This is a genomic window from Pseudomonas sp. D2002 (assembly GCF_013385735.1).
Taxonomy (GTDB): domain Bacteria; phylum Pseudomonadota; class Gammaproteobacteria; order Pseudomonadales; family Pseudomonadaceae; genus Aquipseudomonas.
In genome coordinates this window covers 169612-195081 of record NZ_JACAPL010000002.1, presented here as the reverse complement: position 1 = coordinate 195081, position 25470 = coordinate 169612, and the positions used below count along the sequence as shown (strand labels likewise).

At 60.4% G+C, this 25470-nt stretch carries 24 protein-coding genes; 10 read left to right on the top strand and 14 right to left on the bottom strand.

Annotated elements, in window-relative coordinates:
• Positions 1-10 precede the first annotated feature (10 nt).
• A complete protein-coding gene (locus HX783_RS01255) occupies positions 11-454 on the top strand; it encodes a carboxymuconolactone decarboxylase family protein (protein WP_177015652.1) in 444 nt (147 codons plus the stop codon).
• Here HX783_RS01255 and HX783_RS01250 read toward each other — a convergent pair whose 3' ends face one another.
• The 4 genes from HX783_RS01250 to HX783_RS01235 form a co-directional block, all read right to left on the bottom strand.
• Complete coding sequence (locus HX783_RS01250) at positions 455-1222, bottom strand: SDR family oxidoreductase (RefSeq protein WP_169366933.1); 768 nt, start codon at positions 1220-1222, stop codon at positions 455-457.
• Between the two features lie 9 nt (positions 1223-1231).
• Positions 1232-2299, bottom strand: coding sequence for a phosphotransferase family protein (locus HX783_RS01245; protein WP_177015651.1), 1068 nt, complete (start codon positions 2297-2299; stop codon positions 1232-1234).
• 130 nt (positions 2300-2429) lie between these two features.
• On the bottom strand, positions 2430-4322 hold the full coding sequence (locus HX783_RS01240) for a pilus assembly protein TadG-related protein (protein ID WP_177015650.1): 1893 nt from the start codon (positions 4320-4322) through the stop codon (positions 2430-2432).
• 91 nt (positions 4323-4413) lie between these two features.
• Positions 4414-5364: a 2-hydroxyacid dehydrogenase gene (locus HX783_RS01235; protein ID WP_159956029.1), complete on the bottom strand. Its 951-nt coding sequence runs from the start codon at positions 5362-5364 to the stop codon at positions 4414-4416.
• Positions 5365-5544: 180 nt separating this feature from the next.
• Between HX783_RS01235 and HX783_RS01230 the strand changes: the two genes are divergently transcribed.
• Together HX783_RS01230 and HX783_RS01225 are read left to right on the top strand one after the other, a co-directional pair.
• Positions 5545-5880, top strand: coding sequence for a hypothetical protein (locus tag HX783_RS01230; protein WP_177015649.1), 336 nt, complete (start codon positions 5545-5547; stop codon positions 5878-5880).
• A complete protein-coding gene (locus HX783_RS01225; protein WP_177015648.1) occupies positions 5877-6209 on the top strand; it encodes a hypothetical protein in 333 nt (110 codons plus the stop codon). Before HX783_RS01230 ends, HX783_RS01225 begins: the two co-directional genes overlap by 4 nt.
• Here the strand turns inward: HX783_RS01225 and HX783_RS01220 are convergent.
• From HX783_RS01220 to HX783_RS01205, 4 genes are all read right to left on the bottom strand, one after another.
• Positions 6206-6751 (bottom strand): cysteine hydrolase family protein, encoded by a 546-nt coding sequence (locus tag HX783_RS01220; protein ID WP_177015647.1) that lies wholly within the window; start codon positions 6749-6751, stop codon positions 6206-6208. The two genes, HX783_RS01225 and HX783_RS01220, sit on opposite strands and share 4 nt — an antisense overlap.
• A gap of 183 nt (positions 6752-6934) precedes the next feature.
• Positions 6935-7549 carry a TetR/AcrR family transcriptional regulator gene (locus HX783_RS01215; protein ID WP_177015646.1) on the bottom strand — a complete coding sequence of 205 codons (615 nt, stop codon included), beginning with the start codon at positions 7547-7549 and terminating at the stop codon, positions 6935-6937.
• A gap of 175 nt (positions 7550-7724) precedes the next feature.
• Positions 7725-8171 carry a hypothetical protein gene (locus HX783_RS01210; protein WP_177015645.1) on the bottom strand — a complete coding sequence of 149 codons (447 nt, stop codon included), beginning with the start codon at positions 8169-8171 and terminating at the stop codon, positions 7725-7727.
• 66 nt (positions 8172-8237) lie between these two features.
• The gene (locus HX783_RS01205) at positions 8238-8732 is read right to left on the bottom strand and encodes a DUF4822 domain-containing protein (RefSeq protein ID WP_177015644.1); all 495 of its coding nucleotides are present in this window, start codon (positions 8730-8732) and stop codon (positions 8238-8240) included.
• Positions 8733-9207: 475 nt separating this feature from the next.
• Between HX783_RS01205 and HX783_RS01200 the strand changes: the two genes are divergently transcribed.
• From HX783_RS01200 to HX783_RS01190, 3 genes are all read left to right on the top strand, one after another.
• Positions 9208-10485, top strand: a complete 1278-nt coding sequence (locus tag HX783_RS01200; protein WP_159956041.1) for a serine/threonine transporter — start codon at positions 9208-9210, stop codon at positions 10483-10485.
• Between the two features lie 141 nt (positions 10486-10626).
• The gene (locus tag HX783_RS01195) at positions 10627-11244 is read left to right on the top strand and encodes a ParB-like protein (protein ID WP_177015643.1); all 618 of its coding nucleotides are present in this window, start codon (positions 10627-10629) and stop codon (positions 11242-11244) included.
• Complete coding sequence (locus HX783_RS01190; RefSeq protein ID WP_177015642.1) at positions 11234-12889, top strand: SulP family inorganic anion transporter; 1656 nt, start codon at positions 11234-11236, stop codon at positions 12887-12889. Before HX783_RS01195 ends, HX783_RS01190 begins: the two co-directional genes overlap by 11 nt.
• A 177-nt stretch (positions 12890-13066) precedes the next feature.
• Here the strand turns inward: HX783_RS01190 and acnB are convergent, their stop codons facing one another.
• The gene (acnB, locus tag HX783_RS01185; RefSeq protein WP_177015948.1) at positions 13067-15676 is read right to left on the bottom strand and encodes a bifunctional aconitate hydratase 2/2-methylisocitrate dehydratase; all 2610 of its coding nucleotides are present in this window, start codon (positions 15674-15676) and stop codon (positions 13067-13069) included.
• A 396-nt stretch (positions 15677-16072) separates the two neighbouring features.
• On the opposite strand from acnB, the gene HX783_RS01180 reads away from it, so the two are divergent.
• The gene (locus HX783_RS01180; RefSeq protein WP_159956050.1) at positions 16073-16543 is read left to right on the top strand and encodes a DUF1289 domain-containing protein; all 471 of its coding nucleotides are present in this window, start codon (positions 16073-16075) and stop codon (positions 16541-16543) included.
• A 122-nt stretch (positions 16544-16665) separates the two neighbouring features.
• Here the strand turns inward: HX783_RS01180 and HX783_RS01175 are convergent, their stop codons facing one another.
• Complete coding sequence (locus HX783_RS01175) at positions 16666-17529, bottom strand: universal stress protein (RefSeq protein WP_159956052.1); 864 nt, start codon at positions 17527-17529, stop codon at positions 16666-16668.
• A gap of 156 nt (positions 17530-17685) precedes the next feature.
• On the opposite strand from HX783_RS01175, the gene HX783_RS01170 reads away from it, so the two are divergent.
• Positions 17686-18288 carry a tRNA-(ms[2]io[6]A)-hydroxylase gene (locus HX783_RS01170; RefSeq protein ID WP_159956054.1) on the top strand — a complete coding sequence of 201 codons (603 nt, stop codon included), beginning with the start codon at positions 17686-17688 and terminating at the stop codon, positions 18286-18288.
• On the opposite strand, the gene HX783_RS01165 is transcribed toward HX783_RS01170, so the two are convergent.
• The gene (locus HX783_RS01165; protein WP_177015641.1) at positions 18244-19443 is read right to left on the bottom strand and encodes an MFS transporter; all 1200 of its coding nucleotides are present in this window, start codon (positions 19441-19443) and stop codon (positions 18244-18246) included. The genes HX783_RS01170 and HX783_RS01165 overlap by 45 nt on opposite strands.
• A gap of 174 nt (positions 19444-19617) precedes the next feature.
• Positions 19618-20163, bottom strand: a complete 546-nt coding sequence (locus HX783_RS01160) for a RidA family protein (protein ID WP_159956058.1) — start codon at positions 20161-20163, stop codon at positions 19618-19620.
• 306 nt (positions 20164-20469) lie between these two features.
• Here HX783_RS01160 and HX783_RS01155 point away from each other — a divergent pair, with 306 nt between their 5' ends.
• Positions 20470-21177: a response regulator gene (locus HX783_RS01155; protein WP_159956060.1), complete on the top strand. Its 708-nt coding sequence runs from the start codon at positions 20470-20472 to the stop codon at positions 21175-21177.
• Positions 21178-22455: an ATP-binding protein gene (locus HX783_RS01150; RefSeq protein WP_159956062.1), complete on the top strand. Its 1278-nt coding sequence runs from the start codon at positions 21178-21180 to the stop codon at positions 22453-22455.
• Between the two features lie 353 nt (positions 22456-22808).
• Here HX783_RS01150 and HX783_RS01145 read toward each other — a convergent pair whose 3' ends face one another.
• Together HX783_RS01145 and HX783_RS01140 are read right to left on the bottom strand one after the other, a co-directional pair.
• The gene (locus HX783_RS01145) at positions 22809-23600 is read right to left on the bottom strand and encodes a MipA/OmpV family protein (protein ID WP_177015640.1); all 792 of its coding nucleotides are present in this window, start codon (positions 23598-23600) and stop codon (positions 22809-22811) included.
• 17 nt (positions 23601-23617) lie between these two features.
• Positions 23618-25441 carry a serine hydrolase gene (locus tag HX783_RS01140; RefSeq protein ID WP_177015639.1) on the bottom strand — a complete coding sequence of 608 codons (1824 nt, stop codon included), beginning with the start codon at positions 25439-25441 and terminating at the stop codon, positions 23618-23620.
• Positions 25442-25470 lie beyond the last annotated feature (29 nt).

Sequence of the window (25470 nt, the reverse complement as noted above, 5' to 3'; positions counted from 1 at the left end):
AGAGCCGCCCATGGAACCCCGTCTGGATTACTACACCGCCTCACCGCAAGCGCTGAAAGGCATGTTGATGCTGGAGGCGGCGACCTTTGACCTGTCCATCGAAAAACCGCTGTTGGAATTGATCAAGATCCGCGTCTCGCAGCTTAACCACTGCGGGTTTTGCACCGACATGCATTCAATGGCGGCGCGCCAGCGCGGCGAGAGCGAACGACGCTTGTTTGCCCTGTGTGTGTGGCGTGATTCGCCGTTTTTTACCGCGCGGGAGAGGGCCGCATTGGCCTGGAGCGAGTCGGTGGCAAGGCTGCCGACGTCCAGCGTCTCGGATGAACTCTACGCGGCGACACGCGTGGAGTTCAGCGAGCAGGAGTTGGTCGACCTGACCATGGCGGTGTCCAGCATCAGTGGCTGGAACCGCCTGGCGGTGAGCTTTCGCCAGCAACCGCCGAATGCGTGATCAGGACAGGAAGCCGCCGTCGACATTCAACGACACGCCGGTGGTGTAGCTGGAAGCGTCGCTGGCCAGGAACAGCACCGCGCCGGCCATTTCGCTCGGGTCGGCCACGCGCTTGAGCGGGATCTGCGCCAGGGCCATCTTCAGGATCGAGTCGTTCTTCACCAGCGCCGAGGCGAACTTGGTGTCGGTCAGGCCCGGCAGCAGGGCATTGCAGCGAATGCCGAACGCCGCGCATTCCTTGGCGAACACCTTGGTCATGTTGATCACGGCGGCTTTGGTCACCGAGTAGATGCCCTGGAACACGCCGGGGGAAATGCCGTTGATCGACGCCACGTTGATGATGCTGCCGCCGCCGTTATCGCGCATCAACTTGCCGGCTTCCACCGACATAAAGAAGTAGCCGCGAATATTCACGTCGACGGTCTTCTGGAAGGCGCCGAGGTCGGTGTCCAGCACGTTGCAGAATTGCGGGTTGGTCGCGGCGTTGTTGACCAGGATATCCAGGCGCCCGAACTGTTCACGGATACCGGCAAACACCTGGGTGATTTGCTCCATCTCACCAATGTGGCAGGCCACCGCCGTGGCTTTGCCGCCGTCGGCGATGATTGCGTCAGCAACGTGCTGGCAGCCTTCGAGCTTGCGGCTCGACACGATCACGTGCGCACCTTGCTGGGCCAGCAACTTGGCGATGGCTTCACCGATACCGCGGCTGGCGCCGGAGACAAAAGCAATTTTGCCGTCGAGGTCGAACAGGTGGGTCTTGGACATAACAACTCCTTAAAGGGTGGATTTGCCGATCACGTTCAGGCTCATCTGCTCCAGCAGCTTGTTCATCTGGATGAACTGCGCAAAGCGTTTGTCCTGGGTCTGGCCATGGAAGAAGCGGTAGTAGATCTGCTGCACGATGCCGGCCAGGCGGAACAGGCCATAGGTGTAGTAGAAATCGAAATTGTCGATCTGGAGGCCCGAGCGTTCGGCGTAGTAATCCACGAACTGGCGGCGCGTGAGCATGCCGGGGGCATTGCTCGGCTGGCGGCGCATCAGTTGCACTGGCGCCGGGTCGGCGGCTTCGATCCAGTAGGCGAGGGTGTTGCCCAAATCCATCAGCGGGTCGCCCAGGGTGGTCAGCTCCCAATCCAGCACGCCGATGATTTGCATCGGGTTGTGGGGGTCGAGGATCACGTTGTCGAAGCGGTAGTCGTTGTGCACGATGCTGGAGGTCGGGTGGTCGGCCGGCATTTTGTCATTGAGCCAGGCGCGCACGGCCTCCCAGCTGGGGGCGTCGGGGGTCAGGGCTTTTTCGTAGCGGTCGCTCCAGCCACGAATCTGGCGCTCTACATAGCCTTCGGGTTTGCCCAGGTCGGCCAGGCCGCACGCGGCGTAATCCACCTGGTGCAGCTCGACGAACTTGTCGATAAAGCTTTTGCACAGCACCTCGGTCTTGGCCGCGTCCAGGCCCAGCTCGGGTGGCAGGTCGGAACGCAGGATGATGCCGTTGACCCGCTCCATCACATAGAACTCGGCGCCGATCACTGACTCGTCGGTGCAATGCACGTAGGCCTTGGGGCAATACGGAAAACCGTCTTTGAGCTGGTTGAGAATGCGGTACTCACGGCCCATGTCATGGGCGGACTTGGCCTTGTGACCGAACGGCGGGCGGCGCAGTACGAACTCCTGGCCGGGGTATTCCAGCAGGTAAGTCAGGTTGGACGCGCCGCCGGGGAACTGGCTGATCTTGACCGTGCCGCTCAGGCCCGGAATATGGGCCTTGAGGTAGGGATCGATGAGGCCGGCATCAAGTTCTTCGCCTGGGCGAGTCTGGGTCGATTGGTCGTTAAGCGCCATGCTTATCCCTTCTGCTTATTCTAAAGGCCTTGGACTATTGGCTAATCTAATGCGCACCGCCGCCCAGCGACAAGGTCGGGGCGGCTTAATAGGTTAGCGTGTTGGCCGATGATCAGCGGGCATGATGTGCTCAAATCACCAGCATGGCCCGGCCACCGGGGTTGCAGGACAGGTTGGCACCGATTTCGACTTTTGCCAGGTCAATGCCAAGGCCGGCGAGCAGGTTGTTGACGATGGGGTCGAGCAGCGGGCCCAGCACCCCGGCGATCAACCCGCCCAGGGTTGAAAGCAAGCCGTTGAGCAGGCCGGTGACCAGACCCAGCACAGCGCCGAGCAGGCTGGCCATTTTGGGTGGGTGGTTGATCAGTTGGATGCCGGTGAGGGTCTCTTTGAGGCTGCTGACCACATTCGAGGCGGCGAACTGAAAATAGCTGGGTGGCTGATTAATTGCGGGCGGGGCGGTGTAGGTGTGCGCACGCTCGGTTTTCAGCACTTTGCTGTCGACGCGGATGCCCAGGCCGCCCGCTGCAAACGCCTGCCTGTCGCTGCACACGCCGGTGCCGCGCTTGCAGGTTTTGGTGCCGATATCGACCACCGGGTACTCGTCGACGTTGAGTTGTTCTTTGGATGAAAACAAGTTCTGCGGATCAACCTGGCCAATCATCGCGCGCAAGGCAGCGGTTTCGCCGAGCACCGACAAGGACTTTTTATCGCCGTCGCAGCTGTAGCCAGTGACCTTGGCGCTGCCGCCGGCGGCTTCCAGGGCAATGTCGAGCTTGTCACCGATTTCAAGGCTGGTGACCAAACAACAATTGGGGTCGAGTAAGCCGAGCAGGCCGCCGAGCACAACATTCAAGGTATCCACCAGGCCCCCGAGCACGCTATTGACCACCGTGACGATCGGCAACTTTACCGAAATCAGTGTGCGCACTTGAGCGGTACGGACAAAGATGGGCTGCTTGTCGATGTCCTTCGGGTTGCCAATGCTGGACAACTGCGCGGGCTCGATCACTTTGGTGGTGACGGTGACACCGATCAGGCCCAGCACGTCCACCGGCAGCTCGACCGCCAGCGCGCTGGCCTTGTTCGACAGCTGCACAAAGCCCTGGATCAGGTTGAACAGTTGCAGGTCGACATCCAGCGCACTCTTGTCCGTGCCGTTCTGGATATTGATCAAGTCGCCCAGGTGCAGGATCTGCGTTCCCGGCGCGATCAACTTGATGGCTTCGAGGTTATTGATCACCACCTTGACCGCGTCGCCGCCGAGCTTGAGCACGTCAATGGCGGCCTGGATCAGTTGGCCAACGGTGGCGTCGGTCTTGAGCAACTGGTCGTAGTTGCCCGCGCTGACATTCAGCTGGATGGCCAAGGCATCCAGGTACTTGAGCAGGCTGATATCGGTATTGATCAAGCCGTTCCAACCGACCGCGTCGAGTTTCAACTTGCCGCCGAGCAAACCACCGATCAACGCGTTGAGGGCTGCAGACTTGGTGCTGTCCACGGTCAACAACGTGCTGCGAATGGTGAGTGACGCCACCGTAGGGGCGGGTGTCGAGGCCACGGCGGTGGCGCTGAGGAGTGTGGTGAGGTTGACGGGCTGGGCCGAGAACAGCGTGAGCAGGCCGTGGGCGATGCTGGTGTGCACCCGGTGGGTGGCGATCACCCGGATGGCGTCGGCTTTGGCGGGGTCAGGGCTGAAGGTGCGCATAAAGTCGGCGCCGGTGGTCAGGGTGCCGCAGGCAATGGCGAGCGTGCGATTGGCGTCGACCTTGAAGTTGTTGCGCGCCGCACTTTCGGTCGCAAATTGTGCGGCATTGTTGTTGGGCGCCACGCACTTGCCGCTGCGGCTCACCGCTTCCAGCGCGGCGGTGTCGGCCACACGCTGCAACTTGCGCTTTTCCAGGTACAGGCGACCGCTGTCGACCACCAACAACAGAAATAACAGCGCGACCCCAAGGGTTACCGCGCCCATCAAGCCGATGGCCCCGCGTTGGCGGGCCGGGCCGCGTCCATGGCCAAACATTCTGCGTTCCTTCGCCGGTCATGCACCGGCGTCCTGAGCATCCCCGCCAAGCAGTGTAGCCAGGTTTCAGGTTGGCGCTGGCTATTCGCTACTAGTTGCGTGGCGGCAGGTTCACCGGGGTCAGCACGGGGCGGCCGGCAAAGTATTCAACCAGGTTGTCGGCCACGCGCTGCACGGTGTCGTGGGCAGCTTCCGGCGACAGGCCGGCCACGTGGGAGGTGAGCACGGTATTGCTCAGGCGCTTGAGGGCGTCCGGCACTTTGGGCTCATCGTCGAACACATCCAGCGCCGCGCCGCCAATGCGCCGTTGCTCCAGCGCGGCCACCAGGTCGGCGGTGACCACCACGCTGCCACGGCCGATGTTCACCAGATAGCCGTTCGGGCCCAGCGCATCCAGGGCGTGGCGATCGATCAGGTGGCGGGTGCTCGCGCCGCCAGGCGTCGCCAGGATCAGGAAGTCCGAATTGCGCGCCAGTTCCACCGCCGTTGCGCAATAGGTGTAATCCACATCATCGCGGGGCTGGCGGTTGTGATAGCTCACCTCCATGCCGAAACCGAGGGCGGCGCGCTTGGCGATCTCCATGCCCACCGCGCCGAGACCGAGAATGCCAAGTTGCTTGCCGCCCAGGGAAGGGCGCATCACCTTCGGCCATTCGCTGCGGCGCACGGCCGCGTCAGTCTGAGGAATGCCGCGTACCAACGACAGCAGCAACGCCATGGCGTGGTCGGCCACGGACGGCGCATTCACCCCGGCGCCGTTGGTGACGACGATGCCACGGTTGGCGGCCGCCTGCAGGTCCACATGTTCGTAACCTGCGCCGATCACGCAGATGATCTCCAGCAACGGCAGCGCGGCGATTTCCTCGGCATACAGCCCCAGCGGGCCGCGGGTCAGCACGGCCTTGATCTGCCCACCGTGGGCTTTGATCGCCTGGGCGCGTTCGGCCGGTGTCGGAGCCAGAATCACATGAAAGTCATTGCTCTCGATGATTTGCAGGTATTCGTTGATGGTTTCAACCAGGACCAGGACGGTGGTGGACATCGGAAGGCTCTTCCTGAAGGGTTTGAAGGGTGAGTATGCGGGATTTGTACGACGGAACGTTTTGTTGAGGTGGAAAAATTTCTTCTTTCGTAAGGCTATTCTGAATTTTCCGACCGCTCATCCAGTGGTGATTTACTGCGCCAGACTTTGTCGACTTTCCCTTCCGCAGAGACGACATGGATGCTTGTTGCTGCCACACACGATGAGATTGATTGGACGCCGCATGGTTACAAACATAGCCCTTCGACGCTGATACCTTGGAGGACTGTTATCGCCGGTACGCTTGTCGGGCCTGCCAAGTACAGACCCGGCATCGCTGTTGAAATGCTTGAAAGGGAAGTCTATAAAAATGGAAAGCCCACCACTAATGGAAAACCTTGGAAAGTGATGGAATTTCCACACTGCATAGGCGCCAGTCATGGCAAGCTCAGTTGCTGGGTTCGCATTGAGTTGAGTGCCGGTGTTATTCACGGTCATCCGATTTCTGAACAGGAATTCAGGAGGTTAACAAATTGATCCCGCTCAACTTTATCGGTGGCACAGTCACCCATGATGACCTGTCGCTCTTGCAGGATGTGGCGGTGGCGAAGCAAATCGGTCTGCTGAAAGAAGACATGCTCCAGGTCGAGTTCGCTGGGGGGCTATTACTTGATGTGGGTTGGTATCCGGAATTCGATGCCGCAGGCGGATTTCGCATCATTGTCATCAAGGATTACGACTGGGACCAGCCTGTTCTTGCGCTGACCGCCCACGAAACCGCTGAGCTGGTCGAAAAACTCGATATTGCGCAGGACGCCATAAAAGGCGAACTGCGCAATGCAAACATTGGTGCTTCGGCTGTTTAGTTGGATGCCTGATCGCAGCTGCTCCAGACATCCATCGCCTTGACCCGCTTCACAAACGCCCCCGCCAGGGTCGCATTGTGATGCTCGATGATCGCCGCGGCCGACAACGCCGGGGTGTCCATGCAGGTATGGCCGTCCTCCGGCAAGATCACCGAAAACCCCAGTTCCACGGCGACGCGGCAAGTAGTGTCGATGCAGAACTGGGTTTTCATCCCCACAATCACCAGTTCATCGACCTGCGCCGCCGCCAGTTGCTGGGCGAGGTCAGTGCCGAAAAAGCAGCTGGGGCGGGTTTTATTGAACAGGTGGTCACGGGCTGCGTCGACAGCCAGGCCGGGCCATAGCTGCCAGAGCGGGCTGCCAGCCTCGATCGGCGAGCCCGCCGGACCCGTGTGGCGGGCGACGAAGATCGGCGCGTTGACCGCGCGGGCGCGCTGAATCAGTTGGTTGATGGTCGCCAGCACGCGTTCGCGTTCAAAGGGTTTTTCCGGGCCATCGTATAAACCTATTTGCATATCGATGATCAGCAGGGCATTTGCCATGGTCTTGCTCCTTGCAGTGGCCAGGTGGCGGAGCCATAAAAAAGGCCCCGTCCATTGCGGGCGGGGCCTTGGGTTGAATCCGGGTGTGTTTAGTTCAAGCACCCACAGCAACCGTACGACCCGCCATTAGCGGTCGTGGTGGTGGTGCGGGTGAGGTGCAGCTGAATAAGGTTCATGCCCCGATCATGCTGGGCTGGGCGCACGGCTGTCAACGCTTGCATCCGATTTCTTCTCGGGCAGCAGGGTGTTTCGCGCGGCTTCCAGGAATTCGTCTGACAAGCTGCTGCCGCGTGTCGCACGCGCCAACGTGACGGCGCCGATCATCATCGCGTACTTGGCCAGCATGGCCTGGCGGTCGTCATCCTGAAGCTGGGCGAAGATCTCCAATGACTGTTCAACCCCAGCGATAAAGGTGTGGTGCAGCGGCGTGTCGGCGGGCTCATGGCACATGTCCGGGGTGAAGGCGGATATGGGGCAGCCGTCGCCAGGATTGTCGCGGTGGTTGGCTGAAAAATAGTGACGCAGGATGGCTTCGCGGGCGGAGTGCGGGTCTTCACAGCGCTCGAGTTTCTCCTGCCAGCCCTGGTTGGATTGCTCGAATGCCTTCTGGCTAGCCTCGGTGGCCAAGGCTTCCTTGGACGCAAAGTGCCCGTAAAAACCGCCGTGGGTCAGGCCAGCGGCGGCCATCACATCCGACAGGCTGATGCCGTGCAGCCCGCGCTCACGAAACAGGTGCGTGGCCGCCTCGACGATGATTTCACGGTTGAGTTCGGCTTGTTTGCGGGAAACGCGAGGCATGGCGGGGCTCTCAGAAAAAAAGGCGGGCACAGCCTCAACGTACAGGAATCAGGTCGATTCTAAAATAGATTTGCCAGGGAATGTATTATTCAGCCAAAGCCGGCGCCTATAAATTGCCTCCCGTGTCAGTTCCATCGCGGCTGCACAGTGTAATCGTCCAGCCGCCTGGCCATCATTACTGCGCAGCGCCAGCCTGGCGTGCCTTGGTTTGTTCCGCCTGTGCGATGGGCATGAAGTCGTACGTGGGAAAGAATTCTGTTGTGTAAACACCCCAGGCGGTGTTTTCGATCGCAAGATTAACTTCTGCCAGGCGCCGCGCAGGCAGGCGCAGGACGATCACCTGCCCAATGCCCATGGTTATATTCCAACTGACCACTTCCACGCCGGCAGGAGGGAACACCTTGTGAAATTCCTGCTGGGCAAGTTGTGCTTTCAGCGCGCTGAGCGGTCGTGACTGATCGTGTTTAAGGAAAACGGTCAACATGACTGCATTGTCGGACGTAGCGGCATTGGTGTGGGCGGGCTGGGCGGGAGTGGTCTGTGCAATGGCAACGCCTGGTAGCAAGGTGGCCGCCAGCAGTGCAGGGATATACCACGATTTGATGCGGGTGCTTATATTCATGTTGGTAACTCACTGGTTATTATTGAAATGTGGGCGAGTGACAGTTATAGGGCTTTGAATAGTTGGCTAGTTCGACATGGCCGTCTTGATCGGGCCATTGTACGGGGCGTGCACCACGTAAATTCGAACGGGAGGGTTGGTGGCTACCATGTCGCGAGGCACTTCGCGCGAGTAAGTGAACTCGCGGTTATCAAGCTTTTCCAGGCGTCGGACAATTGTTCTGTTCGGTCCCTTGTCAGGTATCAGAACATGGGTCTTTCTGTCGCCGCTGACCAGGAAGTAACCGCCACCGCCGTCGGCATATTTTGATTGCCCGGTGTCGGTGTAAAAAAACTCGTAGCGGTTACGCTGCGGGTCCCACATTGATATCCCCACCACGCCGGGGTAGCTGGCCTTGACGTCCTGTTCCGGCGCGCCCTCTATATAAACCTTGGTGGTCAACCATTGAGGAGAAGAGCCCAGGGCATTAGGGTCGGATATAGGCTGTTTGGCGTAACTTGCAAACGGGCTTAATGAACTTATAAGCAGTAGGCCGGAAAAAACAAGCGTATGTGTTCGCATTTTCGAACTCCTGAGGCGTTAAGTGAGGGCGTCGTTATTGTTTTTGTGAGCGGTGCGACGAAGGATGTTAGTTTGACGCCTGTCGGTTGCTCAATGGCTGGGTATATTCCTGTAACAGTTATTACGTTGTTGCTGTGAAAAAATAATTTAGATGCAGGTTTCATCTTTTTCTTTTGTGAGAATTCTCTTTAAGTTTGGGTGCGTGATGATCGTGAAGGCGCCAGGGCGCGCAGCGTCAGCGCGAGCCTGGGCTGCGGTCAAAAATAGATTGTTTGGGCATGCATTCCATGTGCGCAGCCCTCTAAAACCGCCGCCTGCGGCCGCACTCAAGCACCTTCGCCGCACCACCGTTCCTCAGCTAAGTCTTTGCTTATTCAAGAGAATCCCGGACAATCGCGCGCTTGTTATGGTCGGGGCGCTGCCTGTCAGGTTTTTCTGACTCGTCCCGGCCATGGAAATGCGGAGATCCGACCGGATGAATGATCAGGCCAATAGCGTCGACGAACGCTATGCAACGACACCTGCAACCCTCACAAGCTGGAGCCGCCAGGACACCACCTGGATGCTCGGCCTGTTCGGCACCGCCATCGGCGCCGGTACTTTGTTTTTGCCGATCAACGCGGGCCTTGGGGGCTTCTGGCCGCTGGTGATCCTGGCGCTGCTGGCATTCCCGATGACGTTCTTTGCCCACCGTGGCCTGACCCGTTTCGTACTGTCCGGGCGTGAAGGCTCCGACATCACCGACGTGGTCGAAGAACATTTCGGCCTCAAGGCCGGTGCACTGATCACCTTGTTGTACTTCTTCGCGATCTTCCCGATCCTGCTGATCTACAGCGTGGCACTGACCAACACGGTCAGCAGCTTCATGGAGCACCAACTGCACATCATGCCGCCGCCACGCGCGATCCTGGCGTTTGTGCTGATCCTGGGCCTGTTGGCCGTGGTGCGTTGCGGTGAGCAAGTGATCGTCAAGGCCATGAGCCTGATGGTGTATCCGTTTATCGTCGCGTTGTTGTTCCTCGCCGTGTACCTGATCCCACACTGGACCGGTGGCATTCTCAGCACCGCCAGCGAGGTGCCGGCGCCCTCGGCGCTGCTTAACACGCTGTGGCTGGCGATTCCGGTGATGGTGTTCTCGTTCAACCATTCGCCGATCATCTCGGCCTTCGCGGTGGACCAGAAGCGTCAGTACGGCGCGCACGCCGATGAGCGCAGCTCGCAGATCCTGTCGCGCGCGCACTTGCTGATGGTGGTGATGGTGCTGTTCTTCGTGTTCAGCTGCGTGCTGACGCTGTCGCCGGCGCAACTGGCCGAGGCGAAAGCGCAGAACCTGTCGATCCTGTCGTACCTGGCCAACCACTTCGACAACCCGACCATCGCCTTCGCCGCGCCGTTGATTGCGTTTGTGGCGATTGCCAAGTCGTTCCTGGGCCACTACATCGGCGCCAGCGAGGGTCTCAAAGGTCTGGTGCTCAAGACCGGTCGCCGCCCGGCTGCCAAGTCCCTGGACCGCATGACCGCCGCCTTCATGCTGGTGGTGTGCTGGATCGTCGCCACGCTGAACCCGAGCATCCTCGGCATGATCGAGACCCTGGGCGGCCCGATCATCGCGTCGATCCTGTTCCTGATGCCGATGTACGCGATCCGCAAGGTGCCGGCCATGGCCAAGTACCGTGGGCAGGCGTCCAACGTGTTTGTCACCGCAGTCGGTCTGGTCGCGATTACCGCGCTGATTTACTCGCTGCTGTCCTGACACCAAGCTGCACACCCCAAGGCCGATTCGCGCACTGCGCGAATCGGCTTTTTTTTGCGCCTGGAAAACTTGCCGAGTCTCGACCCTGGGCAGGCAATGAGGGCTAAGCTGTCGGCATAGTCATTTCCTGTGGAGAGATTCATGGCACGGCCGCGCCCGCAACTGATCACCTGCAAACTGGAAAAGCTGCACCCGACGCAATTGACCGTCGGCATGGCTGAAGTGGCCACCAAGCGCGAAGCCTGGACCAGGCTCAAACGCAAGGAGCGCGCCGCCGCGCTCGACAAGCACTGGTTTCCTTGCGTGCTGGGGCCGGACGAGCGTTATTACATCACCGATCACCACCATTTCGGCCTGGCGCTGCTGCTGGAAGAGGTCAAGAGTGTTTCGTTGCTGATGCTCAAGGACTTGTCATTTGTGGAGCGCAGCACCTTCTGGAATGTCATGGCGTTCAATCAGTGGGTGCATCCTTACGACGCGCGTGGCCTGCGTCGGACCTACGAAGCCATTCCGCGCAAGATTACCGACCTGCAGGACGACCCGTATCGCAGCCTGGCGGGCCTGTTGCGTATGGCGGGTGGCTACGCCAAGGACGCGACGCCGTTCAGCGAGTTTCTGTGGGCCGACTTTTTTCGCACCCGCATCGGCAGCGACGTGGTCAGCCAACCGAACGCCAAGCTGTTGAGCAAGGCCATGGGCTTGGCGCGCAGCCAGGAAGCGCGTTATTTGCCGGGATGGGTCGGGACGATTGAAAACTGAAACCGCTGACCCAGTTGCCACGCCTCCCAATTGCACCCAGGACCTACTCGCCGGGTTATCCATTGCCGGTTTGCTGCTGCCGGAGGCCGTGGCTTATTCCAGTATCGCCGCGCTGCCGCCCCAGGCCGGGGTGATTGCGCTGTTTGCCGGGCTGGTGTGTTACGGCCTGTTCGGCACCAGCCGCTTTGCAATTGTCTCGGCCACCTCGTCTTCGGCAGCAGTATTGGCTGCCGCCACCGCCAGCCTCGCGGGCGGTGACCCGGCGCTGAGGCTGGCCCTGGCGTTCGGGTTGGTGTTGATCACCGGGGTGCTGTTCCTGCTGGCCGGGCTGTTCAAGCTTGGCGGTGTCACTTCGTTTATCGCTAAACCGGTGTTGCGCGGGTTTGCCTTCGGCCTGGCGCTGACCATCATCCTCAAGCAGCTGGCCAGCGTGGTCGGTGTGCACCTGACCGACAACAACCTGGTCCGCTTTCTGCCGCAACTGATAGAGCAGCTGCCCCGTTGGAACTGGCCAGCTGCGATGGTCGCGGCGGCTGCGTTGATAGTGTTGTGGTTGTGCGCGCGTATTCCGCGCCTGCCGGGCGGGCTGCTGGTGGTGATCCTGGGCATTGTTGCCGGGCAGTACCTGGATTTACAGGCACACGGTGTGGCGTTGATCGGTCTGATCGATTTGCGCTTGGAATTCGGGCATTTGCCGGTGCTGCCATTCGCCGATTGGCTGCGCCTGGGTGAGTTGGCGTTTGCCTTGGTGATGATCCTGTATGCGGAGTCCTACGGCTCTATCAGTTCGTTCGCGCTGAAGCACGGCGACCGTGTGTCATCCAACCGCGACCTGCTTGCGCTGGGTGCGGCCAACCTGATCTCCGGGCTGTTTCACGGTATGCCGGCCGGTGCCGGCTATTCCGCAACCTCGGCCAATGAGGCCGCCGGTGCCGGTTCACGCCTGGCCGGAATCGTCGCCGCGCTGGTGGTGCTGGTGATCGTGCTGACGGTACTGCCCTATGTCGCACTGACCCCGGAACCGGTGCTTGCCGCCATCGTCATCTACGCGCTGGGCCGTGGTTTGAGCCTGCAGCCGCTGGGGCGTTATTTTCTCTGGCGGCGCGATCGTCTGCTGGTGATCTGTGCCGTGGCTGCAGTGCTGGTGCTGGGCGTGCTGGATGGCTTGCTGGTGTCGGTAGCGATCAGCGTGGTGCTGATGCTGCGCCAGATGTCGGCGGCTGATATCCAGGTGCTGGGGCGCTTGGCTGACAGCCATGACTTTGTCGATCGTCAACACCACGCTGATGCGGTGCAAGTGCCGGGCCTGCTGATCGTGCGGCCCAGCGAGGCGCTGTTTTTTGCGAACGCCGAACGCATTCTTGGCGCAGCGTTGCGCCTGATGCGCCAATCGCCGGTGGAGGCGGTGGAGGCGGTGGTGCTGAGCCTGGAAGAATCTCCGGATCTGGATGGCACCAGTATCGAGGCGCTGGCGGCGTTTTTCGCGCAGGTGCGCGGGGAGGGCAAGCGCTTGGTGCTGGCGCGCGTGCGGCATGACGCGTTGGAAGTGCTGCAAGCCTTGCCGGAGGCGCTTGCGCCACAGGTCTTGCTCAGCGGCTTGAGCGTTGATGGTGCTGTGCAGTTGGCACTGCGGCACCCGTCCTGAATGTACAAAGCATCAACTGTGGGAGCTGGCTTGCCTGCGATAGCGGTAGGTCAGTCAAAGATGCATCAACTGATGCACAGCTATCGCAGGCAAGCCAGCTCCCACAGGGGTTTGTATTCCAGGCATAAAAAACGCCGCGTATCTCTCGATACGCGGCGTCCTTTACATCAACACACCTTAGGCTTGAATCACCGGGATGTTGGCGCTTGCTGCGATTTTGCGGAACTCGGCGATCTGGTCGAAGTTCAGGTAGCGGTAAACGTCACTGGCCATGGTGTCCAGTTTCGCTGCGTAACCCATGTACTCTTCGACGGTCGGCAGGCGACCCAGCGTGGAAGCCACAGCTGCCAGCTCAGCCGACGCCAGGTAGACGTTGGCGCCGTCACCCAGACGGTTCGGGAAGTTACGGGTCGACGTCGACACAACGGTCGAGTTCGGCTCTACACGTGCCTGGTTACCCATGCACAGCGAGCAGCCCGGCATTTCCATGCGCGCGCCAGCCTTGCCGTAGATGCCGTAGTAGCCTTCTTCGGTCAGTTGGTGAGCGTCCATCTTGGTCGGCGGCGACAGCCACAGACGGGTTGGCAGCTGACCCTTGACCTGTTCCAGCAACTTGCCGGCAGCGCGGAAGTGACCGATGTTGGTCATGCACGAACCGATGAACACTTCGTCGATCTTCTCACCGGCAACGCTGGACAACAGACGGGCGTCGTCCGGGTCGTTTGGTGCGCAGAGGATCGGCTCGTTGATTTCGGCCAGGTCGATTTCGATGATTTCGGCGTATTCCGCGTCGGCATCGGCTTCCATCAGTTCCGGGTTGGCAACCCAGGCTTCCATCGCTTGGGCGCGACGTTCCAGGGTGCGTGCATCGCCGTAGCCTTCGCCGATCATCCAGCGCAGCAGGGTAATGTTGGAGTTCAGGTATTCGGTGACCGAATCTTTCGACAGCTTGATGGTGCAACCGGCAGCCGAACGTTCAGCCGAGGCGTCGGACAGCTCGAACGCTTGCTCCAGCGTCAGGTCGTTCAGGCCTTCGATTTCCAGGATGCGGCCGGAGAAGGCGTTCTTCTTGCCTTTCTTCTCTACGGTCAGCAGGCCAGCCTGGATCGCGTAGTAAGGAATGGCATGAACCAGGTCACGCAGGGTGATGCCAGGTTGCATTTTGCCTTTGAAGCGCACCAGGATCGATTCCGGCATGTCCAGTGGCATCACGCCAGTGGCTGCAGCGAACGCGACCAGACCGGAACCGGCCGGGAACGAGATGCCCATCGGGAAACGGGTGTGGGAGTCACCACCGGTGCCGACGGTGTCCGGCAGCAGCATGCGGTTCAGCCAGCTGTGGATGATGCCGTCGCCTGGACGCAGCGATACACCGCCACGGGTCATGATGAAGTCAGGCAGGGTGTGGTGGGTGGTCACGTCGATCGGCTTGGGGTAAGCCGCGGTGTGGCAGAACGACTGCATCACCAGATCGGTCGAGAAGCCCAGGCACGCCAGGTCTTTCAGTTCATCACGGGTCATAGGACCGGTGGTGTCCTGGGAGCCCACGGTGGTCATCTTCGGTTCGCAGTAGGTGCCAGGACGAACGCCTTTGCCTTCTGGCAGACCGCAGGCGCGACCGACCATTTTCTGCGCCAGGGTGTAGCCCTTGTCGCTTTCAGCCGGAGCTTCCGGCAGTTTGAACAGGGTCGAAGGCGGCAGGCCGAGTTCGGCACGTGCCTTTTCGGTCAGGCCACGGCCGATGATCAGCGGGATACGGCCGCCGGCGCGAACTTCGTCCAACAGCACCGGGGTCTTCATTTCGAAGGTGGTCAGGACTTCATCGGTGCCGTGTTTGCAGACTTTGCCAGCATGCGGGTACAGGTCGATCACGTCGCCCATGTTCATGTTGGTGACGTCGAATTCGATTGGCAGTGCGCCGGCATCTTCCATGGTGTTGTAGAAGATCGGAGCGATCTTGCTGCCGAAGCAGAAGCCGCCTGCGCGCTTGTTCGGCACGTAAGGAACGTCATCGCCGAAGAACCACAGTACCGAGTTGGTTGCCGATTTACGCGACGAACCGGTGCCGACCACGTCACCGACGTAGGCGATCGGGAAGCCTTGGCCGCGCATCTCTTCGATCTGCTTCATCGGGCCGGTCTTGCCTTGCTCGTCCGGCACGATGCCTTCGCGCGCCATTTTCAGCATGGCCAGGGCGTGCAGCGGGATGTCAGGACGGGACCAGGCATCCGGGGCAGGGGACAGGTCGTCGGTGTTGGTTTCGCCGGTGACCTTGAACACGCGCAGGCTGATCTTGTCGGCCAGGGTCGGGCGGTTCTTGAACCACTCGCCATCGGCCCAGGACTGGATCACGGCTTTAGCGTGTTCGTTGCCGTTCCTGGCTTTTTCCGCGACGTCGTGGAATGCATCGAACATCAGCAGGGTGTGCTTGAGTTGGGCGGCAGCGACGGGCGCCAGTTCGGCGTCGTCCAGCAGCTCGACCAGGGTCACGATGTTGTAGCCGCCTTGCATGGTGCCGAGCAGTTCAACAGCGCGTTTCTTGTCGATCAGGGGGGAAGTGGCTTCGCCCTTGGCCAGGGCAGACAGGAAACCGGCCTTGACGTAGGCAGCTTCGTCAACGCCTGGTGGGATGCGGTTGGTGATCAGGTCAACGAGGAATTCTTCTTCGCCAGCCGGGGGATTTTTCAGCAGCTCAACCAGGCCTGCGGTTTGTTCGGCGTTAAGCGGCTGGGGAACGATACCCAGTGCTGCACGCTCTTCGATATGTTTGCGGTAGGCTTCAAGCACAGTTATTACCCTCATCAGTGGTCCCACGGGACGCTCATCCAGAAATGAACGGCACGCATGCGCTCGGGGGCTTTTTGGGCCGCAAAGCCAGCGCTGCCGGCATTCCTCACAGAAGCTGCTTTCAAAGTTTTACGCCTGCAGAACGGAGCTGATGAGGGTTGGCGCTGGCTGTTACCTACCGGGTAATAACCATCGCCAACACCGTTCTGAAGGAACGACTGTGCTCGTGACGCTTTGAAAACAGCTTCCAGCGGATTATTGGCGCCTTACAAGGCCGGATGATTCTACGGCAAAAAAAATCTAAAGGTAAGTTGCCTAACCAAGTTTGCTGGGTGATCAACCTTAGACAAAGGGCTAACATGGCGCACTGTTTCGCTGATTTGTGTGTCGCTGCCCATGTCCAACCAAACCATCAAGACCCCCTGCGTCGGCCTGTGCTCCACGGTTTACGGCGATCTGGTGTGCCGTGGCTGCAAGCGTTTCCACCACGAAGTGATCCAGTGGAATGGCTATAACGAGGAAGAAAAACGCGCGGTCTGGCTAAGGCTTGAACAGCTGTTGGTGCAGGTGATGGCCGGCAAACTGGAGGTTTTCGACCCCAAGATGCTGCGCGGGCAGTTGGAGCAGCGCAAAATTCGCTTTGTGCCGCACCAGTCCGAGTACTGCTGGGCCTACCAGTTGATTGCCCGGGGGGCGCGGGTGATTTCCAATCTGGAGGCTTATGGCATGGTGCTGATGCCGGAGTTTCGCGATTGGGCATTGCCGGAGCTGCGCGATGCCATTGACCGCGAGTTTTTTATCCTGTCCGAGGCGCATTATCAGCGCTATATCGCCCCTGGGTTCCTGCGGGATGCGTTTGCTGACTGACAATACAAAGCAAAAATGTGGGAGCGGGCTTGCTCGCGAATGCGGTCTGTCAGTTGATACAGATGTCGACTGAGCCACCCTATTCGCGAGCAAGCCCGCTCCCACATTTAATCTTCATTGTCTCAAGCTTTGGTCGCCAGCTCTTCCAAGTGATCCATCAATTCCTGCGGCTTGAGCACCAGCACATCACTCTCCACCGCATCCAGTACCACTTCCGCCGTATTGCCGATCAGCGCCCCCGAAATACCCGTGCGCGCCACGGTGCCGATGATCGTCACCGCCGCCTGCCATTTATGCGCCGCATGCGGGATCAACACATCGGCCGGGCCTTCCTCGATATGCAGGCGCGCGTCATCCACGTCGAACTCGGCCTGGAACGCCTTGCACTGCTCGCGATAGCGCGCCTCGATGGTTTCCTTGAGCTGGAACGTCGGGTCGGCCGCCGACAGCATGGGCGATGGGTGCGCGCTGATCACGTGCAATTGCGCCTTGGCCAGGCTGGCTATTTCAAACCCGTGGTCAATGATGGTGTTGTGCAGTGCCTGGTGTTCAGTGTCGTTGTTGCCCACGTCAATCGCCGCCAGCACCACCTTGTCGGCCCACGGCGTCGCCGTTTTCACCAGCAGCACCGGAGTCGGGCAGTAGCGCAGCAGTTTCCAGTCGGCGGGGGTCAGCAAGGCTTTTTTCAGCGGGCTGTCGGCGAAGTGCTGCTTGATCACCAGCCCGCAGCCCTCGGCCTGCTGCACGTCGATAATGGTTTCATGCAGGCTGTCATTCCACGCCTGCTCGGTGGTCACGCTGTAGCCGTCTTCCTGCAGGCCGGACTTGAGCAGGCTCAGCAGCGCCGAGTGCTCATGCTTCTTGTCGCAGACCAGCAAGTGCAGGTGCGCGCCGGTGACCCCGGCGATCAGCTTGGCGCGCTTGAGGGCCAGGCTTTCCGAGTGCTCGGGCTCGATGACCACCAGGATGCTGCGGATAGCTTGCATGGACGGATCTCCAGAGACGGGGAAAAGGCGCTCTGGACAACTATAGTTGCTGCTCGCCAGACGTCATGTTGATGCACATCAACGCCAGTGGCTGGTGGTCTGCGGCGGGGTCGGTATAATCGGCGCCCTTTTGTAATCCTTTTGCCCGTGAGCCCGATGAACCTGCCCGAAATCCACGAATTCCTCGGCTGCCGCACCCCCGACGCCTGGGTCCAGGCTGCTTTGGCCGATCAGGAAACCCTGCTGATCGACCACAAGAACTGCGAATTCAAAGCCGCCAGCACCGCCCTCAGCTTGATCGCCAAGTACCACGCCCATGTTGACCTGATCAACATGATGTCGCGCCTGGCCCGCGAAGAGCTGGTGCACCACGAGCAAGTCATGCGCCTGATCAAGAAGCGCAAAGTCGAACTGCGTCAACTGCACGCCGGCCGGTATGCGTCGGGTTTGCGCAAGGTGGTGCGCAGCCACGAGCCGGTCAAGCTGGTGGATACCCTGGTGGTCGGGGCTTTTATCGAAGCGCGCAGTTGTGAGCGTTTCGAAGCACTGGTGCCACATTTGGACGAAGAACTCGGCAAGTTCTATTTCGGTCTGCTCAAAAGCGAGGCCCGGCATTTCCAGGGTTACTTGAAACTGGCCTACCAGTACGGCGACGCCAAAGACATCGCCCAAGTGATCGAGCGGGTGAGGGCGACCGAGCAGGAGCTGATCGAATCACCCGATATCGAGTTCCGCTTTCACAGTGGCGTGCCAGCCTGAGGCCACCGCCACCCCAAGCAGCGCGGTGAGCCCCACCAGCAGCAGGATCACCGTCTGCGTGCCCAGCGGCGCCGCCCATACGGCCACCAACAAGCCTGCCAAGGGTTGGGACAGGTTGTTGAGCAAGGTAATCACGCCGACGGTTTTGCCGAAGTCCTGCACCGGAATCACGCGCTGACGGGTGCTGCGCAGGTACACGTTGAACATCTTGTCGAAGCCGGTAACCAGCAGGAAGCCAACGCTGTACGCCCACACACTGGGGCTCAGGGCGGTGATCAACGCGCCCACGCCGATCATCGCGTAAGACAGCCCGCCCATCACCTTCAACGGTAGCGTGGCGCGCGCCAGATAAAACAGAATGCCGATGGTCACCAACGCACCCGCCGCCTGCAGCAGGGCATAGGTGTCCTTGCCGGCGCCGTATTGGCCCGTGACCATCGCGGCAGACGTGGCCAGCGTCACGCCAATCATCAGGTTCACACCCACCGCCAGGGTGATGATCCGTTTCAACTCCACCAGGTTGCGGATATGCCCGAACGCGATGCGCAGCGGTTGCAGCCAGATATCCGGGTGCTGCTCATGACTGTGCAGATTCACCGTGGTGTTGCGCTGCCAGACCCACATCGCCACATCCGCCAGCACAAACAAGCCGGCAATCCCGATGACCACCCAATGCCAGGCCCAGACTTCCAGCATCAGCGCCGCCACCAACGGCCCCAGCACCAGGCCGCTCTGGTCGGCAATCTGCGAGTAGGACAAGGTTTTGGCGTAGGTGTAATACTTGAAGATATGCGGCATCACCACTTCCCGCGCCATGATGCCCTGAGTGGTCAACACGCCGCACAGCGCCGACAGGATCACCAGCCAGTAGATGCCGTCGAACACGCCGTACAACGCCACCGCCACCCCGCAGGCCAGCGCCCGGTACACCTGGCTGATATGCAGGATGCGCACCGGCGAAAACTTGTCGCACAACGCCCCGCACACCGGGAACGCCAGGTAACGCGGCAGCGACTCGACAAAGAACGCCAGCCCTGCCCAGGACACACTGTTGGTGGTCTGGAACACGATCAGCGGCACGATAAACAGCAGGATCTGGTCCGCCAGCCGCGACAGGAACAGTGAGATAAAAAAAGCCAGGTAGTCCTTGCGCATGCTGCTCCCGTTCCAGTAACCACCGCGACAACTGAAAGCGGTTCAATGCCTTCCTTGATTTCCCTTGGTCCTCTGCGCCAACGCGCGAATCCACGTTGCGAGTGTAACGTGGACAGGCTTTTTTGCGAGTGCAACGGCGGTTCAAGGCCGGCGTTGAGCGAGTCGGTTACCGCGCTACTGTGCCGTTGCGGGTTGAGCAGGCACTACCACCACTGCATCTATTTCCAACAGCAACTCTTTGCGAATAAATTGCGATACTTCAACCAGTGTGCTGGCGGGCGGATTTTTCTGATTGATATATTTATCGCGAACGGTTCGGAAGGCACTTAGTTGCCCCACATCGGTGACATAGACGCCCAGCTTGACCACATCATTAAAGGTTGCGCCACTGGCCTCCAGTGCAACTTTCAAATTGGCAAACACTTGTTCAGCCTGGGCGGTGAAATCACCTGGACCCACAAGTTGTCCCTGTTTGTCGAACGCGATCTGCCCGGAAATATACAGCGTGCGCCCCACCGGCGCTTCTACGACATGGGTATAGCCGGTGGGCGTGGAAAGCCCGGCCGGGTTGATAAACTTGGCCTTGTTAGGCAGGGTATTGGGCACGGCGCCGTTACTGCATCCGGCCAAGATACCGACGAGCCCGGCAATGGTTGCAACGTTACGCAGGGTTTTCCCTGGGTTACTTTTACTTCGGGTATCGAGTTGGGTATGACGCATAGCTAAGTGGCTCTTGCAGGAATGAAATTTAACTATGCCGCAGTGTAGTTCACCATCGCGTGACTGATTTATTACTTGATGATTCGCGGCGCGCAGGTTGTTTCAGTGCTGCGAGAAGGGGCCGCGCACGCCGCGCAAAAAAGCAGGTTAAAAAGTATGCGGCAAATGTAAAAAACTCTTAAAAACATGAAAGTTGTGCAAAAACCGCGGAGAACATCGGATTTTCCTTCTTGTACAGTACCGTTTCCGGCCAGCTTGCCACCTATAATGCCGGTACTTCAATCCGCGTTCTTACACTGAGAATTTATGGAAAACCTGGGTTTGGGCAAGGTCTTGCTCGTTGAGGACGACGAGAAGCTGGCAGGGCTGATCGCGCACTTTCTGGCGCAGCACGGTTTCGAGGTGCGCGTGGTGCATCGGGGTGATGAAGCCCTGGCGGCGTTTCTCGACTTCAAGCCGAAGATCGTCGTGCTCGACCTGATGTTGCCGGGCCAGAGCGGCCTGCACGTGTGTCGCGAGATTCGTAATGTGTCTGACACGCCCATTGTGATTCTGACGGCCAAGGAGGACGACCTGGACCACATCCTGGGCCTGGAGTCCGGCGCCGATGACTACGTGATCAAACCGATCAAACCGCCGGTATTGCTCGCACGGCTGCGTGCGCTGCAACGTCGCCAGGTGCCTGAGCCCACCGTACGCGGCTCGCTGGAGTTCGGCCGGCTGTCGATTGATCGCAGCTGCCGGGTGGTCAGCCTGGGCGGTGAGAAAATCGACCTCACCACCATGGAGTTCGAGTTGCTGTGGCTGCTGGCCAGCAGCTCGGGGAAAATCCTCTCCCGCGACGACATTCTCAATCGCATGCGTGGTATTGCCTTCGACGGCCTTAACCGCAGCGTCGACGTGTACATCAGCAAACTGCGCGGCAAACTCAATGACAACCCGCGTGAGCCGGTGTGCATCAAGACCATCTGGGGCAAGGGCTACCTGTTCAACCCGTTCGCGTGGGAGGTTTAGATGCTGCGCCTGTTTCTGCGCCTGTATGTGATCCTGGCGCTGGGTTTGGCGGGGGCGATCTGGCTGGTCAACTACACCTTCGACGAGTTATTGCCCGAGGCCAACGAAGTCTATAACCGTGAGGCGCTGCGTGGCCCGGCCTATGGTTTGGTGGAGCAACTGAAGCCCCTGCAAGGCGCGGCGCGGCAAGCGCGTCTGGATGAACTTCAACCCCATTACGGCTTGCGCCTGAAACTGGTGCCCAGCGATGCCCTGGCGCTGAACGAGCGCGAACAAAAACTGCTGGCTGACGGCCAACTGGTCGTGCGTGGGGACTTTATGGAGTTCCTGACCACGATTGATAGTGGCCCGCAATTGCTGCAAATCAAACTGCCGGAAGAGCCCAAATGGCTGTACCTGTGGGCCTACGGCTTCCTCGGTGTGAGCCTGGCCATCGTGCTGTATTTCTGGGTGCGCCCGCACTGGCGTGACCTGGAGCATATCCGCCTGGCCGCGCAGCGCTTTGGCGATAACGACCTGGCCTCGCGCATTCTGCTGCCGCGCCGCTCCACCGTGCGCGAACTGGCCGGGCACTTCAACCAGATGGCCGAGCGCATCGAAAGCCTGATCGCCAACCAGCGTGAACTGACCAACGCGGTGTCCCACGAATTGCGTACGCCGATTGCGCGCTTGTCGTTCGAACTGGACCAACTCAAGCAACAGTCCGACCCACGCCAAAGCCGCGAGCTGATCGCCGACATGTACGCCGACCTGGGCGAGCTGGAGGAAATGGTCTCCGAACTGCTGACCTACGCCAGCCTGGAGCGCGGCGCCACCCAGGTCACCCGGGAAAACATCGAGGCCCACAGCTGGCTCGACAGCGTGATCGGCAGCGTGGCCCTGGAAGCCGAGGCGGCCGGGGTGCAGCTGTCGTTGCGCACCTGTGAGGTCGACTTTATCCAGATCGAGCCACGCTTTATGGCGCGCGCGGTGATCAACCTGCTGCGCAATGCGATTCGCTACGCCGAGCGCCGTGTGGAAGTGTCCTTGGTCAAATTCGGCAGCGGTTACGAAGTGCGGGTTAATGACGACGGGCCTGGCGTACCGCTGGAAGGCCGGGCGAAGATCTTCGAACCCTTCCTGCGCCTGGACACCAGCCGCGACCGCCGCACCGGCGGGTTTGGTTTGGGGTTGGCGCTGGTCAAGCGGGTCAGCCAATGGCATGGCGGACAAGTGGAAGTGCTGGATTCGGAGTGGGGCGGTGCGTCGTTTCGGATGACCTGGGCGTATGCCGAGTAAGCCCTGACGTTAAGCAAGGGTCAGGGTGATAACCGATTCAGGGTGGGAGCTGGCTTGCCTGCGATGGCATCAACTGGTTATGCCTGATGGACCGAGTTGCCTGCATCGCAGGCAAGCCAGCTCCCACAGAAAAGCAAAGCACAGAAGTCTGACGGCCGAACTCGGTCAAATTGTGGGAGCGGGCTTGCTCGCGAATGCGGTGGGTCAGTTACAGATAAGCTGACTGACCCACCGCATTCGCGAGCAAGCCCGCTCCCACATTTGGATCTCGGTACATCAGACAAAGAGTTGCGTAGATACCTATGGATATTGCAGGCAAGCCAGCTCCCACATTGCCCGGATGGGGCATCAAGCTAGAAGCTGTATTCCAACACCCCCATCACCGCCGTCTGCAACCGCCGCTCCACAATCGGGCTCTTGCCTGCTTCATCCGCCAGGTACTGCACGTCCAATAACGTCGAAAACTGCGTGCGCTCGCTGATCGGCATGCTCCACACCAAATTCATGCCATTACTGATGTTGCCTGCACCGGCCTTGTAGGCCTTGAAGCGGCTTTGCGCGGCCTGGCCGGTGGTGACGCCGTACCAGGTCTGCAAGTAGTTGCGGTCGCCGAAGTGGCTGCTGAGGCTGGCATCCACCGAGCCAAAGCGGCCTTCATACAGGTTGGTGCCCAGGCTCAGTTCCAGGTGGGTGTAGGCCTTGCCGGTGTCCTTGTGGTCATCTTCCTTGAGGGCATGTTCCAGCGTCGCACCCACGATCACGCCGCCCAGGTTGTAGGCGGCACTGACCCCCAATTGCGGGCGCGCCTTGATTTCGCCCATGCCTTTGAGACGTTTGGAGCCAGCATGCAGGCTTTCGTTTTTATCCTTGCGTGAACGGCTGGCGCCTACATAAGCGCTGAAGCTCAAGGCATTGCCTTCGTAGCCCCAGCCCAGGCCCTTGTCGGTGTCGAGGAAGATCCCCCAGGGGCTGATAATTTTGCCGCCCAGCAGCGGCGCAGTCATACGTTCGTCGCTGCCGCTGTAGCGGGGCGCGTTGGCCACGCCGGCCTTGAGGCTGTATTGCCAGTCTTCGGCAGTCGCGGTGTCGGCAGCCGCGAGCAGGCACAGCGAGGTGAACGACAGGCAGAGGTTTTTTGAGCGCATCAGGGTGTTCGTCCGTGTTAGAAATTCAGGCGGTGGTTGAGGGAGCGGGTGCGTTTGAAGGAGTAGCCCGACGCGCTGAGGCCATTGACCTGGCGGCTCACGGTGTCGCCCAGGCCATAGCCGTTGCCGGCCAGCACGGCGTGGGCGTTGTCGACGGGGAGCAGGATGTAGTCGGTCAGCGGCTCGTCGTGCAATTGGCCGCGAATCACCAGGAAGCCTTCTTCCAGGCGCACGCTGATGCCACTTAACGGCGCGTCGGGCTCGTGGGTGTTGAGCACTTGGTAAGTGCCGATGGTGTCGGCCCACGCCAGCGGCAGTGGTGGCGGGTCGATACGTTCGCCGATCGCAATGCGCTGGCCGTGGCTGCGGGCGGTGAGCAACTGGCGGCCCTGCACCGTGACCACGTCGAGTTGCACGCGGCCCAGGTCACCTAGGTCCTTGAGCCAGAAGCCGAGGATCTTCTTCTGCGCCCGCAGCCAGCCGGATTCATCGCGTAACAGCTCGAAGTCGAACCCGGCCAACTCGCCGGCCAATCGACCGTTGTCGTCCTTGATGCGGAACACGCCCCAGGCAGTGGTATAAAACCCGGCCAGGCGTTTGCGGTCGACGGCGGCCGGCACATGGCGCACCTTGAGCCCATGGTCGGGCGCCTGGCAGTCGTCGGCGCAGACCGCTTCGCCGGTTTGCGCCTGCAACATCAGGCGCAGGGCGTCGGTGGCGAGCCTGGCGACCAGCTCTTCGGCATTGCTGTCATTGGCCATGATGATCACGGCCAGTTGCGCGTCCGGTAACACGGTCAATTGCGCGGCAAAATCATCGCCACCGCCGCTGTGCTGGTAGGTGCGCACGCCGGGGGCGACCGGCTCATCGCCGCACGGCGCGAGGAACCAGCCCAGGCCCATCTGGCAATCGAAGTCCAGCGCGTTGCCGGTGTTCTGCTGGGTGAACATCGCGTCAATCGACGCACTGCCGAGCACGCGGTTGCCTTTGTACAGGCCCTGGGCGAACAGCATCTGCACGTAGTGGCTGAGGTCTTTCGGGCTGGCCCACAAACCGCCGGCGGCAAGGTCACGCACTTGGGCGTCGGTGCTCGCCACGCCATCCTCATAGCCCAGGGCACGAAAGCTCAACTGCGTGCCGGTGCCGACAAAGCTCGACTGGCTCATGTCCAGCGGCTTGAGCAGGTTGCTCTGCAACTGCGCTTCAAAGCTTTTGTGGCTGACCCGCTCAATCGCCGCGCCCACCAGCGAATAGCCGAGATTGGAATACGCCACTTGCGAGCCGGGTGGGCTGCTCAGCCACACACCCGACACGCGCATCGGCATCTGGCCCATGGCGAAGCTGCTGCGCAGGTCGCGCAGGTGTTCACTGGGCAGGCCGGACTGATGGCTGAGCAAACGGCGCAGGGTGATATCGCGGTCAGCGGCGCCCTGGTCGGTGTGAAAGCGCGAGCGCACGTAGAACTCGCGCAAAGTCTGCTGGATCGGCGCGTCCAGGCCCAGGCGTCGCTGCTCGACCAGTTGCAACGCGGCCGTGGCGGTGAGCAGTTTGGAGATGCCCCCGGCGCGAAACGCGGTGTTCGGCGTAACCGGCACGCCCTGGGCCTTGTCGGCCATGCCGAACCCGCGCGCCCAGATCAGTTCCTGGCCATTGACCAGTGCAATCGACAGGCCGGGCACATTCTCCTGGGCCATTTCCCGTGGAATACGCGCTTGCAGGTAACGAATGATCGCGCCGTAATCGCCCTTGGGAATTGGCGGCGGGGCAGGCGGTTGCCCATGGCAACCGAGCGTGCCCAGCAGGCAACCCAACAGCGGAATACCGCGCAATGTGCGAAACATGAAGAGCACCCGCAGGCTTATTTGGATGC